The sequence below is a fragment of the Thalassotalea sp. 1_MG-2023 genome (assembly GCF_030546745.1).
GTDB lineage: Bacteria > Pseudomonadota > Gammaproteobacteria > Enterobacterales > Alteromonadaceae > Thalassotalea_C.
In genome coordinates this window covers 15405-29714 of record NZ_JAUOPD010000033.1, presented here as the reverse complement: position 1 = coordinate 29714, position 14310 = coordinate 15405, and the positions used below count along the sequence as shown (strand labels likewise).

Here is a 14310-nt window from a genome sequence, read left to right as displayed (position 1 = left end):
AAGAATCCAAGTGCCGCGATCAGAAGGCGTTTACCTTGAACAAAACTTAAACAGCAAAGATCAACACGCTCTAGTTAGTATAACCTTACGTTATTTATGGCCTAAAAATGGTTCATGTTTCTTTTTATTTTATTCGTGCATAGTGCGTATATCAAGCAATGAGGAGTAATGAATATGAACCATCAACTAAACATGAATAATGATCAAAAAGCAGAATCAAATAACACGATATCGTTACCTGTCAACGGAACAGAAGAAGCACAAAAGTTATACGAGCCTTCGAATAATATGCCCAAATTTGAAGATTACGAAGCCATTACTCCGCATTATGTACTTGGGTATAATTAACAAACTTTCGTTTACTCATAAAATAAAAAACACCTTTTAATGTGTAGTTTACGTATTAAAAGATGCTTTTATCAATAAAGTAATAAAGGGTTAATTATTGTTTTTTAATTGTCTTTTTACAAAATTACCGGCAAGTTTATTGTTATATTTACCTTGCTCTATAACAATCTGTCCGTTAACAAATACTGTTTGTATACCTACTGAATGTTTATTCCACTCTGAGAAGTTTGCTTTAGGGGCATAATCATTTTCATCCCAGATGATAATATCTGCGGCTAGCCCTTCTTTGATCATACCTCTATCGGTAATATTCAAGTAATGTGCTGTTTTAGATGAACTTTGAGTAATAAATGTTTTTAACGATAATTTTTTTTGTTGTTTCACATAAGTTTGGTATTTCTTTGGAAAACTTGCGTATTTTCTTGGATGGCCGTTTGTGCCATCTGATGACGTAACCACCCAAGGTTTCGTGATAAAGTTCTCTAAATCATTAGCTGACATATTAAAAGAGGCAATACGAATATCTCCTCTTTGTACAAGTTCCATTGCCGCTAGTTCAGGAGAAAGATTAAGTTCACTCGCGAGTTGTTCAAGGGTTTTACCAACTAATGATTGGTCAGAAAAGGCAGTGATTAGCAATGAATTAGCGCCTCCTCGTTTTCTTATGTTTTCTGCGATTTCCGCTGTAAGTTTCGAGGTTAATTTTGGATCGTTGAGTCGTTGATAAAATGCAGCTTTTGAATCTGCCATGGCCCATTTTGGCATAATTGCGCTATGCAACTTTGTGCCCGAAGCAAGCCAAGGGTACTGATCTGCAGAAATGCTAACGCCAGCTTTTTGTGCAGCTTCTATTTGATCAATAGCTTGTATACTTTGCCCCCAAACGTCAACACCAAGTGCTTTAATATGAGCTAAATGTAAGTGTGTATCGGCTTGCTTAGCGATATTAATTGCTTCACTTAATGCGTTCAAAAAGCCGATGTTAAATGTGCTCTCATCTCGTAGGTGCGTATCGTAAACACCACTATACCTTCCTACAACTGCTGTTAAGGCAACAACTTCTTCCGTTGAGGCGTAACTACCAGGCACGTAATACAAGCCAGAAGAGAGGCCTAAGGCACCGTCTTGCATGGCTTGTTCTACGATAGTTTTCATTTGTGCTATTTCATCTGTAGTAGCAAAACGGTTTTCACGTCCCATGACTTGATTTCTAACGCTATTGTGTCCAACATATAAAGCTACGTTTGTTCCTATACCGTTAGTAGTAAGTTTTTTGGCTAGGGCATTTATATCGGTTGGTCCGCCTCCATCGTTACCGTTAATTACCGTTGTAACTCCTTGTGTGAGGTAATTAACATTTGCGTTTTTATCTACACTTAATAGTTCGTCTAAAGTATGGGTATGTGGATCAATGAAACCCGGACTGACAATTAAACCATTCGCATTGATAGTGCGTGTTGCCTTAATTTGCATTTCGCCGGGCTTTGAAACTGCACAAATAGTTGACTGACATATTGCGACATCTAGATCTTGTGCATCAACGTTATTGCCAATGAAGACTTTTCCATTTGTAATTAGATAATCAGCAGTAATGTTCTCGGACTTTAACGTTTTACATCCGCTTAAAATACATATTGACAGTAAAGCGATTGGATATTTTTTAAGAAGATTAATTTTCATGTTTATTATCTTTTAACATAGTTTGCATTAAGGTATTAGATGCATCAATTGCGAGCTTTCGTATAAATTTTCTATCAGTGTGATCACCCATTTCATATGTGATGGCATGAACGTTATACATGTCTGCGATATATTGTTTGAAGACGCCTTTATTTGGATTGTTTCCTGGCTTTTGAATAACGTTAAAGTTTGGATGTTTCTTATCTAAGGCGTTAAGCCAGTTACTCACTAAATAAGGTTGTCTTATCCCGTAATCTGTCGGCATGGTATAGAATATATCTTTATGTGTGGAATGGAAGTCAACAGCCATGGAAATTTCTTCGCCCCGATCAACAATTTGTGAAAGTATCTTATGCACAACAGAGACTTCAGGTTGTTTAAAATTTTTCCAATCTCTATTCAAATCAACACCATTGGCGTTATGGCGCCAATATCCAAGAGAAACCCCGTCAGGGTTCATATTCGGGATGATTAAAATATTATAGTGAGCACGGAAAACCCGCGCTAGTTCACTGTTTGAAAGTAAATTTGTTGAAAATGGAAACAGTGCAAGTGCGCCGGTAATTTCAGGTGGATGTTGCCTCCCTAGCACTATTAACCACTTTTTTATGTTGGCTGATGATGATTCTATTTTATACAAAGGGTGTTCATTGACCGAATGGCCAATGATTGAATGAGTGATATGCGCTTTTTTTTCAAGTGCTTTTCCCCAATGAATATAATCGTCATTAGTGATGAGTTCTTGTGCAGAAATCCAGATGGGTTGCTTACTGATTGTGACGTTCATGCGCAGTCGTTCAGGTGTTTTTTTATAAGCAATGGGTTGCCATTGCTTACCGTTATAACTGAGTTTAGGTGAATAACGATGTGAACCATCTTTCACTTTTAATTCGATTGTTATGTTTTTTTCAATTGCGCTTGATAGCTTAAAAGCATACCAAGGGCTATTGTTGATAGGAGTATTTTCAGGCTGTAGCTCTATTGTTATTCTATCGTTGCTTTTATTTGTGCTGCAAGATGCGATTAACTCCTTAGAGGTTGCTCCTGAAAAGTCAGTGTGGATTTTAATGTCTCCTAAATCACATGCGAAAGTAGACACGGTGAAAAATAACAAGAGTAGTGTAAAGGCTATGCGAATCATATTGACCCTTAAATGTTGTACTTAAAAAGTCGGAAGAAAAGGATTTGAGCTAATCGCGGAATAAACATGTTAATGTTAATTCCGCGAGCTAGCATGCTTAAAAAGAAGTTCTTAACTCGGCGTAAAAGCTTCTACCATAATCATTATGCGCGTCAGAAAAATAACCGAAGTATCTATCTGCTAATGGTGCACGTTCATCTGTTAAGTTGTTTACCCCAAATCTAACTCGAGAATCTAAACCTTTGAAACTAAATTTATAATCAACACTTGCATTATATTTTGTCATCGATGGAATAATATATTTTGTTCCATCATCTAAGGTTAAGGAGCTTTGGTAAAAACTGCCAATTTTAAACATGTTGAGAGAGAATCCCCATTGTTCGTTATACCAACGGAATTTTGCTGAGTGTCGTTCGTCTTGATTACCATCTTTACCAATTAAATCAGCAAAGCCATCAACGGGATAACTAGCAGGCAGAAGACCTGTAGCATTTGCATCAACCAATACTTTTGCTAATCCACCAGCATCTTGCTCATATTTGTCTAAAAATGCGCCATTATATTTGATATCAAAAGTACCATATTTGGTATCAATATTATAATAAACGCCTAAGTCGTGACCTTTAATTGTACGCTTATCTAAATTGGCGTACTGATCATTAACATATTTAATTGCCCCAGCAGGACAGATGCCAGCATTTTGGAAGTAAACCTCTTCATCTGCATCTAATTCTTGGCGTTCTATTGCGCTATTAAAGGCTGCACTATCACAATTACCATTACCTGCATTCAAATGATATACAAGATCTAACAATGTATGGTTTTCTTCACCAAATAAACCAATGGTATCTTTTTTATCAATTTGCCAATAATCTAAAGTAACCGTAAAGTTTGATGTAGGGGTCCAAACGAAACCTAACGATGTATTTTCTGATTTTTCTGGCGATAACTGATCGCTACCTTCAGCCGTACGTTGTATAGAGTTAGTACAGTCTAATGTTTCTTCTTCAGGATCACCGCCAAAATCAGCAGCATACTGACAAACCCAATCTGTGCGGGAGTTTGTACGAGATACAATTTCTTCGTTTACGGTAACAAGGTTAGGCGCACGGAAAGCTTCTGACCAAGAGCCTCGTACTAAAAATTGCTCAAGTGGACGCCAACCAAAAGCTACTTTACCAACCGTGGTACTTTCATCAATGTCATCGAAGTTTTCATAGCGAAGTGCAGCCTGTACATCTAAATTATCAAGTACTGGGATTTGAAATTCGGTAAACAATGAACTTACTTGGCGTTTTCCTTCGTTATCAGGGGTAGGGCTTGAATTAACTACATCAGAAACATAAGGATAGGTGTCGCCTTCCCAATCAGTAAAATTAATAGTACCGTCTAGACGATCATCTCTGTCATCTTTAAAGCTCTCCTCACGCCATTCAAAACCTGCTACAAAGGCAACCATACCCGCAGGAAGTTCAAATAAATCAGCATTTGAGAACTTTATATCAAAGGTTGTTAGCTCTGTTTCACTTAGCCGAGTAACATCAATAAGGGCACGTTCAATATTTGAGTTTACGCCCCCTGAGAAAGGGTTATAAGCAGCTTCAGTTGGATCATTTAATGCTTCTTGAATGAGGGTATTTGAAATGCGGTTACGTGTAATATCTTCTTTTTCTGCTTTAGAATAAGAAACAGCACTTTCCCAATCCCAATCGCCAATCATACCTCTGAAACCTTGTAAAAAGCGGTAAGTTTCACCATCGTTATCCACAATACGTGGTACTTCTGCAAAACGATAATAATCCATGACTAGGTCAAACCCTTCATCTGAGAAATCACCTGTAATTTCTTCAGGTAAACGATTTGCTGAGCCTATAGCACCGAATGGATTGTAATAATTTTGCGCTGACACCCTTAATTTTGAACTGGAAAAGGCGGCAGAAGGTTGGCGATTCATGCTAGTTTTAGATTTGTAATAGGATAGTTCAGTGAAACTTTCAACGTTATTATCAAACTCATGGTTGATGAACACAAACGCATTATAGCGCTCTAAATCAGAACGTAAGTCTCTATCTTCATTTAAGTTATATCTATAAGTGCCTTGACCATCTTCTGCGGCACATGTAGTGGCATTTAGTTGATAACCGCCTACACAGCGAGGATCACCAATAGGATAAACTTCAAATTCACCACTGGAGTCAACGAGATTATTATCATCTAACTGACCTTCATTGTTAGGTAGAATATCAAATTGACCGTAATTTGAGTTGATGCTGTCATTTCTAAACCGTGTGTCGCCAAACCAAGGGGAGTTTTCAGGTATACGGTCTCGAAAATCAGAATTTGACCAACGTTCATCATCTTGCGAATTGATACGGTCTCTATCATAAAAATTTAAAAACGTACTTACGTTTGTTTTACCGTCATTAAAGTTTTTACCCGCTTCGATAGTTATTTTCCGACTACCTCTACTGAAATTGTCATATTCTAAGCCTTTAGCTCTAATCGTTAATCCTTCAAAATTTGATTTGAGCACATGATTCACAACCCCGGCAACGGCATCAGCTCCATATATTGCAGATGCTCCATCACGCAAAACTTCGACTTGTTTAAGGCCTACAACAGGAATAACGTTTGAATTAACAGAGTTAACGGGTACAAAGCTACCACCAACTTCTTCGGTTTGATATGAAGCAGAATTCACTAAGCGACGACCATTTAACAATACTAATGTATTACCGGTCCCCATATTACGTAGGTTAAATGCACCAACATCACCCCTTGCGGAATTAATACCGCCAGCGATGTTTTCAGCTTCACTAAAAAAGTTTTGGCCGTTTTCAGGGATCATACTCATTAATTCGTCTCCAGAATCAATCCCTAAATTTTCGATATCTTCAGCATTTAATACTGATACAGCCAAAGCCTCACTGATAGCACCACCTCGAATTTGCGTACCAACAACGGTAATTTGTTCAAGATCTTTATCACTTGCTTCTTGTGTTGATACTTCTTGTGAATGAGCTAGCTGTGGCGCAAGCGCAGCCACTAAACATAAACTAAGGTGTGATAACCTATGATTACTTTTTGCTTTTTTCTGTTTCATATTTTCACCGTTTTCCCAAAATAGCGTTAAGATGCAGTTTATTTCACTGTTTTATTATTTTCACCTTTACCATGATGAAAATTTGCAATAGAAACAATTGACTCTTGATACATTACCTATAACCTTAGGTTATAGGTGATTCATAATTAACTAAAATACGGTAGTGAAATATCCTGTTAGAGTTAAAAATAAAGCGCGAACTTAGTGTCTTAAGTACACAAAATGATGGGACATTTGTGAGACAAATAGGACGACAACGGTTTGGACTTTTATGTACTTCTTTTATATGCCTTTTAAAAAAATAAGATTGAATTATGACAATAAACAAAAATGTAATGGCCTTTTTTATCTTGGTGGTCGGGCTATGTTTTGCACAATATGTGAACCTGTATGTAGATAAAACATGGCTTGAACAATCATATATTTATGATATTTATCAAACGGATGGTGGCAAGCCTGCCTATAAATATAAAGGCGAGGAAATTGTTATTTCTGATGTAGTCTCTTACGATTCATCACCACTTAACCAAAGCAACCTTAATAAGGTTGACGTACCAACATTAACACAACAGTGGGTTGAAAAAAGTGACGGACAACTACAGCAATTAAAACCGGCATTTCATTTTGGTTTATGGTCATTATTGCCTGCCTTTCTTACAATCACATTGTGTTTAATTACTCGTGAGCCTTTAACTGCGTTGTTTTCTGGGATTGTTAGTGGTGCGTTGATGTTAGGGGAGTACGATATTACTGACAGTGTGATCATTCCAAACCTTGCTCAACAAGGTACTGCAGCTTTATTACTTTTGTACTTGTGGTTGCTTGGTGGTTTACTTGGTATTTGGTCAAAAACGGGTGCAGCGCAGGCGTTTGCAAATATGATGACTGAAAAGTTTGTTCGAGGTCAGCGCTCTGCAAAAGTGGTGTCTTGGATCCTTGGGGTTTTATTGTTCCAAGGGGGAACAATGAGCACCGTGCTTGTCGGGACTACCGTACGGCCGTTGGCAGATAAAGCAAAAGTCAGCCATGAAGAAATGAGCTACATTGTTGACTCAACCGCTTCGCCTATTGCCGCGGTATTGGCTTTTAATGCTTGGCCAGCTTATGTGCAAGCGTTGATTTTTGTTCCTGGTGTAAGCTTCCTAGCGACAGAAGCTGATAGAATCGCGTTCTTCTTTAGTAGTGTTCCCTTTAGTTTTTATGGCATTTTTGCCGTGCTTGGCACATTACTGTTAAGTTTAAACATTACGACTTTTTCTGGTAGACGAATTAAAGAAGCGCATGTTAGGGCTAATACCACTGGACAGTTAGATGCGCCAGGAGCTAAACCGCTAAGCGCGAAAGAATTACAAACCTGTGATGTTCCTAAAGGTTATCACTCACATTATTTAGAGTTTATTCTACCTTTAGTTACCTTAATCTTAACTGCTATTCTTACTTTCATTTTTATGGGTTCTCCGAAGGTGAACTGGGCGTTTGGGGCTGCTTTAATATTATCGGTTTTAATGGCGTTAGCTAAGGGTATGTCATTGATGAATGTTATTGATGGCTTTGGTAATGGATTAAAAGGTGTTGTGGTTGCGTCGGTTATTTTGATGCTTGCGGTGATCATTGGCTTTATAAGTAAAGAAATAGGCGGCGGTTTATATCTTGTATCATTACTTGGTGAACAATTACCTTATTGGTTACTGCCAATAACCTTGCAATTAATTACCATGATAATTGCCTTTTCAACAGGCACTAGTTGGGGTACTTATGCCATTGCATTTCCATTAGCAATGCCGCTTGCTTGGGCCATAGGTGAAACTCAAATGCTAGCGAACCCTGAGCTGTTTATGATGATTTGTTTTGCAACCGTTTTAAATGGCAGCATATACGGCGATCAATGTTCGCCCATTTCTGACACAACTATTTTAAGTTCGATGACAACAGGTTGTGATTTAATGGATCACGTTAAATCTCAAATAGTCCCAGCAACATTTGCAGCGTCACTGGCGGCAGCATTGTGGACTGCTTGCGTGTTAATTTTCGCGTAACTCTTTGAACATAGGTGAATCATGAGACTTAGGCATATTGAAATTTTTCATGCAATTTATACTACCGGCTCTATCACTAACGCCGCTAAAATTTTACATGTATCTCAACCATCGGTGAGTAAAGTATTATCCCACGCTGAAATGCAGCTTGGCTTTAATTTATTTGAACGGGTAAAAGGGCGTTTGATCCCTACAAATGAAGCTGAATTATTATTCGGAGAAGTAGATAAGATTTATCAGCAAATGCGTTCAATCAGAAATACGGCTGAAAATATAAAAAAAACCGACTTTGGTAACATCAGTATCGGGGTAACTCCAGCGTTAGGTTTTGATATATTACCCAGTGCAATTACTGAGTTTCAGGCCATGCACCCTAAGGTTAACTTTACCATACAGACCGTACATAACGATGAGGTAACTAAAGCATTGTTTGAACATAAGTGTGACTTTGCGATGTTATTTTCACCGCCAACGCTCGCAGGAATTACCTCTCAAAAATGTGCGTGTTCTGAGCTTGTGGTTATGTATCCCAAGACATTGTTTCCTGATCGTCCGTCTTCATTATCTTTAACACAACTTGCTGAGCATACTTTTATCGATATTAGTGATAGTGGTCCGTTAGGTGATCTATTATGGAAACGTATAATGGAAGAAGATGTGACCCTTCAGTCAACAATTAAAGTGCATACTTATTTTATTGCAGCACGAATGGTTGCCAAAGGCACTGGTGTTTGTGTCGTTGATAAATACACTGCTATGGGGAATATGTCTGATGAAATAGGGTATGCGTCGTTCGAGCCGCAATTATCATTCAATGTGAGTTTGCTGCACCTTGAAGGGCGCAGTTTATCTCGAGTTGCTGACGACTTTATTCCATTTTTTACTGCTCAGCTTGAGCCGAAGTAACATTAACAAACGGATAAGCACATCACTTAACTACAGTCTGTTTACGTATAATAAGAGCTGGCCACTTTGTTTAAGAAGATATTATCGCCAGCTCTTAACAGTAGTATTGTATTAAACCTTCTTTATTTTAACCCCTTAAAACTTCTTAAGTTATCACGACTCCTTTTGTGACGATTAAATTAGCTATTCTAATCTTAATAAGATTGCGTCGGTTTTTGGGTATAACCTAAAGCTATACCTGCGCCAAGTCATAGTATTTCCAAATTAATTTCGATACTTATAAGCTGTTAAACATTAATCATAGTTGAATGTTTTCAGCGTATTTTAGGTATTTTATTATGCAAATTATTGCTCCTTATCTGCTTTTTATTGGTGATGCCACTGATGATCTTTCGATTAAAATGGCTCGTGGTGCTGCTGATTGGCGTCCAGAGCTTTGTATTGGGGAAATGAGCGTTGATGGTTGTACAGTTACAACAGGATTAAATGAAACCACTATAGAAGAAGCGGCTAGCAAAGGTGCAAAAACCTTTGTACTTGGTTTTGCAAACAGCGGTGGAGTGTTAGCGCCTAAATGGCATACATACATTATTAAAGCGCTTGAGCTTGGTATGGATGTGGTGAGTGGACTACATGATAAGCTTACAGATATTCCTGAGCTTGTTGCTGTTGCACAAAAGCATAATCAACAATTATTTGATATTAGGCACCCCAACGCTAATTTTAAAACAGGCTCGGGTATTAAACGTTCGGGTAAGAGACTGCTCACCGTAGGAACTGATTGTTCGGTGGGTAAAATGTACACTTCCTTGAGTCTTGAAAAATCAATGAAATCTCAAGGTGTTGATGTTGACTTTAGAGCTACGGGTCAATGTGGAATTCTTATTGCTGGTCAAGGTGTCGCTATCGACTGTATTGTTTCTGATTTTATTTCAGGCGCTACAGAAACTTTATCGCCAAATAACCAAGAAAACCATTGGGATATTATAGAAGGGCAAGGTTCATTGTCACATCCTGCCTTTGCAGGTGTTAGTATCGGGTTGTTACATGGCTCGCAACCTGATGCGTTAGTGATTTGCCATGCATTAAATAGAACACATATGCGCGGCTTACCGCATACTGCTTTCCCAAGTATTGCAGCAACGATTGAGTTAAACCTAACTGCCGCAAGATTAACCAACCCCAATGTTAAGGTTGTTGGCATTGCTGTTAACACCTCAAGTGTTAGCGTTGAAGAAGGTAAAACTTATTGTAAAAGACTCTCAGAAGAGTTTTCTTTACCGTGTGTTGATCCTGTTCGAGATGGAACCGATGCAATTGTTAACACATTAATAAACCTTTAACAGTCATAGGTAATAAAGGAATGATCACATTATCATACCAACAAGTTTCTTTCCCTTTAGCGCAAGTATTTCGTATTGCGCGTGGCGCAAAAACAGAAGCGAATGTTATTGAAGTTAGCCTATCTTGTGGCGGAAAAATCGGAAGAGCTGAATCAGTACCTTATAAACGTTATCAAGAAGATGTTGGGTTTGTCATTAATCAGCTTAATTATGTAAAACAGAAGCTATCAGAAGGTTTGTCGTTAGATGAAGTGCTGTTAGCAATGGCGCCAGGAGCGGCAAAAAATGCAGTTGATTGTGCGTACTGGGACTTAAAAGCTAAGCTAAAAAAAAGCTCTGTGGAGCAGTTGTTACAAATAGCACCTGCACCTTCTTGTGTTACAGCGCAAACCTTAAGTATCGATACACCAGATAATATGGCAAAGGCGGCGACAATGCTTGAGCATCCACCGTTAATTAAAGTGAAATTAGATGCTGAGGGTATTGTTGAAAAAATGCGAGCAATTCATCAAGCATCACCCCGTAGCCATTTTATTGTTGATGCCAATGAAGGCTGGACGATTGAACAGTTAACTGACACAGCTGGCATATTATCTACTCTTAATGTGGTGTTAATTGAACAACCTTTGCCTGTAGGCCAAGATCAAGAGCTGCTTGGTTTAAACTTACCTGTTGCTTTGTGTGCTGACGAGTCTTGTCATACTCGTAAAGACTTGTCTTATTTACAGGGCCGTTACGATGCTATCAACATTAAACTTGATAAAACCGGTGGTTTGACCGAAGCACTACTGTTGAAAAATGAAGCACTGGCCTTGGGCTTTGATATTATGATTGGTTGCATGGTTGGATCTTCGCTAGCCATGGCGCCAGCGTTTTTATTAACGAAAGAGGCAAAATTTGTTGATTTGGATGGACCATTGCTTGTGGCTCGCGACAGAAAATATGGATTTAGCTTCTCACAGGGCGAAATGAGCTCGTTAGATTATAGACTCTGGGGAGGCGTCTCAGATCAAAATTACGCTGATTAATCTAGTTTGAAACGCTCGACATCCTTATTTTATTCAACATATTGAATACATTGGAGTTACCTAGAAAACATGCGATTGCATGGCCCTGCTTGCAGGGCTTTTTTTATTGATATTTTAGCGTTAATGATATTCGCTAATCTCTAGCTGTTCGATAATATTGAGCAAGATCTGATCGATTTTCTCTACAGATGATGGGATCACCAATACGGTATTATCATCTGCAATGGTGGCAAGCACACCAAGTGATTCTTCCATAGTGTCAAGAATACGTGCAATAACACTGCCGCCGCCAATAATTGTTTTTACCACGATGTGAAATTGATTGTGTGTGATTTTTAACACCATGGAATTTATTGATTGTTTAGTTTTAGGGGTATTCAATTCACTTGGCAGTTGATACACCATCACGTTTTTTTCATTACGTATTTTAATCGCGCCTACTTTAGATAGCATGCGAGAAATCTTAGCCTGTGAAATATCACAAAAACCATGTTTTGCTAAGGCATCAATTAACGATTGTTGTGAGTTATAGTGATGATCTGATAACAGCTTACGAAAGGTTTTCATTAAGCTGTTATCTATTTTATTTAGGTGAGTATGAGACACTATTTGAATGCTATTTCAACGGGAGTATTAGACGTTTGATTAAATCCAATATGAGTTGCTATTCGTGTTTCATTATTGAAGTCATTTGGTATTTCGCCTATTTGAAAAGCAGATTGCCATTCAATAAGTGAAAAATTATCTAATAAAACGTGTGAATCTTTGGCCTCTACTTCAATAAGCACACGATAGCTTCGGTAGCCTATTCTGGGCGAATTAAAATCAACCTCTATTTTCTGCCATTCATCTTTAGACATCAGTTTTAAGGAGCTAATTAGATGTTTTGGACTATTCTCAAAAGCATCAAATAATTTCTGCCTTGATTTGCGACCTTGCCAATAAACATTCACGGTAATATTTTCTTTTGCTTTTAAATGAGTTTTAAAGGTTACAGGATTACTTGCTTTATATACGCGTCTAAAGTACTTCATTCCAAACATAGTTTGATTTTTTACCTTTAGCGATAAAGCATGAGGGCTCTTGTAGCCCGGCGAGGTAAGAGATGTATTATCTTTATCAAAAGAAAAACCGAGATCTTCTGTGGAAAACCAATCAAAAGAGTCAAAACTACTGCCATTGATCAAATTGCTTCCTAGTCGGTATTGAATTTGCTCATTTGGTGTTTTTACCTGATGAATTGTTTTTTGCCAATCTGTTGTTAACGCGTGTACGCTGTCTTTTGAAATATCTAATGAGAGGAGTGTTTCACCAGGTTGATTATTACTTTGCGGTTGTATAACCCCATGACCTAGAAAATTTTCAACAAGGGTGTTTCTTTTTGCTGATAAAGCACTTACACGTTTTAAGATTGAGTTACGTTCATTACCCACAGCAGGAGTAGGCCTGTAACCCTTGATGTACAATGGCACTATTTCTGCACGATGCAGTTTGTCATTATCTAACCAAACATACAGTAGGTAACTTTGTTGTGTTGAACTAAAGTATTGATCAAACACAAAGTTACCCATAGAGTAAGCAATCAGTCGATTATTATATAATTCAATACCTTGTGTGACATGTGGATGATGAGCTATCGCCAATACCGCACCATTATCTATTGCTGATTTTAATCGCTGTTCAGTGACACCCGTTGGTTCAGATGTGTACTCTAAACTACCGTGGTATTGTACTATTGGAAAATGGTTTGAATCTGCGGCACTTTTTACTGAATTAACGATATTTTCCATCGAACCAAATGCTGCTCCACCTTGGCTGGCATTTGCGGTTTGTTTAATTTTAGATGAGCCCTGCCAACCGACATAACCTAACATTGCAAAATTTGAATGGTTTATTTCTGTCAGATAAGGAGCTAATGCATCTTCCTCTGTTAATCCCGCACCTGAAAAGGGGAGGTTAGCCTTATTTAAGGCTAATAACGTAGAATTTAACCCTTCATCGAGGTAATCGTACGTGTGATTATTCCCTAAGGTAACATAATCAATACCAGCCCATTTTAAGGCTTCTACCATTTTGGGTTTTGAATAAAAAGTTACGAATTTCTTGGCACGTTCTTTAGGTTCATTATGTGCTATTTGGCTTTCTAAATTAACAATAGCTAAATCAGCTATCTCAAGATAAGGCTTTACATGTGATAGGATTGCTTTGCTATCTTCAAGCTGACTTTCATCCTTGATGAGGACGGGGTGATCAAAGTGTGGCTTATAATATCTCCTTGCCATCATTGTATCACCGCCAAAGGCTAACATAATTCGCTTGTTTTTTTTCGCTACAAGTACAAATGGTAAGCGTTTTTCTTTTATGTCGTGTAGTTCGGTATGGTTAAAGGTATGTACTCTATCGTAGTAATTATTCTTTGATATTTTTAAGGTTGTTTGTTTATTTTTAGGTGCAACAAATTCAAAGTAACCGTTAGCAGAGCTTTTTAGCTCATTACCATTGAAGTGTATTGTTGCATTTTTGATTGGATTGTTTTGCTCATCTAAAACACTTGCTTTAATCAGTGTTTCGTTGGCTGATGTAAACCCGACGAAAGAAAACCAGAGAGTAATTGAAAGTAATATATATTGCATAGTTATCCTTAAAGTACCGTACTCTATGAGTATATAACGAATAAACAGCTAATAACTATTCATTTGGATTGGTGAGATATAACTTTAGGGTA

Annotated in this window: 10 protein-coding genes; 5 read left to right on the top strand and 5 right to left on the bottom strand. The window is 37.9% G+C overall.

The genetic code is table 11. From position 1 onward, the window contains the following. Positions 1 to 174: 174 nt before the first annotated feature. The gene (locus Q4489_RS16840; RefSeq protein ID WP_303482687.1) at positions 175 to 348 is read left to right on the top strand and encodes a hypothetical protein; all 174 of its coding nucleotides are present in this window, start codon (positions 175 to 177) and stop codon (positions 346 to 348) included. A gap of 90 nt (positions 349 to 438) precedes the next feature. On the opposite strand, the gene Q4489_RS16835 is transcribed toward Q4489_RS16840, so the two are convergent. From Q4489_RS16835 to Q4489_RS16825, 3 genes are all read right to left on the bottom strand, one after another. Then, complete coding sequence (locus tag Q4489_RS16835) at positions 439 to 2028, bottom strand: amidohydrolase family protein (protein WP_303482684.1); 1590 nt, start codon at positions 2026 to 2028, stop codon at positions 439 to 441. Beyond that, positions 2018 to 3169, bottom strand: a complete 1152-nt coding sequence (locus tag Q4489_RS16830; protein WP_303482681.1) for a M14 family metallopeptidase — start codon at positions 3167 to 3169, stop codon at positions 2018 to 2020. Before Q4489_RS16830 ends, Q4489_RS16835 begins: the two co-directional genes overlap by 11 nt. 97 nt (positions 3170 to 3266) lie before the next feature. Further along, the gene (locus Q4489_RS16825) at positions 3267 to 6272 is read right to left on the bottom strand and encodes a TonB-dependent receptor (protein ID WP_303482678.1); all 3006 of its coding nucleotides are present in this window, start codon (positions 6270 to 6272) and stop codon (positions 3267 to 3269) included. Positions 6273 to 6586: 314 nt separating this feature from the next. Between Q4489_RS16825 and Q4489_RS16820 the strand changes: the two genes are divergently transcribed. The 4 genes from Q4489_RS16820 (at position 6587) to dgcA (ending at position 11585) form a co-directional block, all read left to right on the top strand. Beyond that, positions 6587 to 8308 carry a Na+/H+ antiporter NhaC family protein gene (locus tag Q4489_RS16820; RefSeq protein WP_303482676.1) on the top strand — a complete coding sequence of 574 codons (1722 nt, stop codon included), beginning with the start codon at positions 6587 to 6589 and terminating at the stop codon, positions 8306 to 8308. Positions 8309 to 8329: 21 nt separating this feature from the next. Beyond that, positions 8330 to 9214, top strand: a complete 885-nt coding sequence (locus Q4489_RS16815; RefSeq protein WP_303482672.1) for a LysR family transcriptional regulator — start codon at positions 8330 to 8332, stop codon at positions 9212 to 9214. A 338-nt stretch (positions 9215 to 9552) separates the two neighbouring features. Further along, positions 9553 to 10557: an N-acetyltransferase DgcN gene (gene dgcN / locus Q4489_RS16810; protein WP_303482670.1), complete on the top strand. Its 1005-nt coding sequence runs from the start codon at positions 9553 to 9555 to the stop codon at positions 10555 to 10557. A gap of 20 nt (positions 10558 to 10577) precedes the next feature. After that, positions 10578 to 11585 (top strand): N-acetyl-D-Glu racemase DgcA, encoded by a 1008-nt coding sequence (gene dgcA, locus Q4489_RS16805; protein WP_303482668.1) that lies wholly within the window; start codon positions 10578 to 10580, stop codon positions 11583 to 11585. A gap of 120 nt (positions 11586 to 11705) precedes the next feature. Here the strand turns inward: dgcA and Q4489_RS16800 are convergent, their stop codons facing one another. Next, complete coding sequence (locus tag Q4489_RS16800; protein WP_303482666.1) at positions 11706 to 12152, bottom strand: ArgR family transcriptional regulator; 447 nt, start codon at positions 12150 to 12152, stop codon at positions 11706 to 11708. A gap of 38 nt (positions 12153 to 12190) precedes the next feature. After that, on the bottom strand, positions 12191 to 14218 hold the full coding sequence (locus tag Q4489_RS16795; RefSeq protein ID WP_303482665.1) for a CapA family protein: 2028 nt from the start codon (positions 14216 to 14218) through the stop codon (positions 12191 to 12193). Between the last annotated feature and the right edge of the window lie 92 nt (positions 14219 to 14310).

Bases quoted from the DNA above. Each gene is read 5' to 3' on its own strand.
- Q4489_RS16840 (WP_303482687.1), top strand. From the start codon at position 175: ATGAACCATCAACTAAACATGAATAATGATCAAAAAGCAGAATCAAAT.
- Q4489_RS16835 (WP_303482684.1), bottom strand. From the start codon at position 2,028: ATGAAAATTAATCTTCTTAAAAAATATCCAATCGCTTTACTGTCAATA.
- Q4489_RS16830 (WP_303482681.1), bottom strand. From the start codon at position 3,169: ATGATTCGCATAGCCTTTACACTACTCTTGTTATTTTTCACCGTGTCT.
- Q4489_RS16825 (WP_303482678.1), bottom strand. From the start codon at position 6,272: ATGAAACAGAAAAAAGCAAAAAGTAATCATAGGTTATCACACCTTAGT.
- Q4489_RS16820 (WP_303482676.1), top strand. From the start codon at position 6,587: ATGACAATAAACAAAAATGTAATGGCCTTTTTTATCTTGGTGGTCGGG.
- Q4489_RS16815 (WP_303482672.1), top strand. From the start codon at position 8,330: ATGAGACTTAGGCATATTGAAATTTTTCATGCAATTTATACTACCGGC.
- dgcN (WP_303482670.1), top strand. From the start codon at position 9,553: ATGCAAATTATTGCTCCTTATCTGCTTTTTATTGGTGATGCCACTGAT.
- dgcA (WP_303482668.1), top strand. From the start codon at position 10,578: ATGATCACATTATCATACCAACAAGTTTCTTTCCCTTTAGCGCAAGTA.
- Q4489_RS16800 (WP_303482666.1), bottom strand. From the start codon at position 12,152: ATGAAAACCTTTCGTAAGCTGTTATCAGATCATCACTATAACTCACAA.
- Q4489_RS16795 (WP_303482665.1), bottom strand. From the start codon at position 14,218: ATGCAATATATATTACTTTCAATTACTCTCTGGTTTTCTTTCGTCGGG.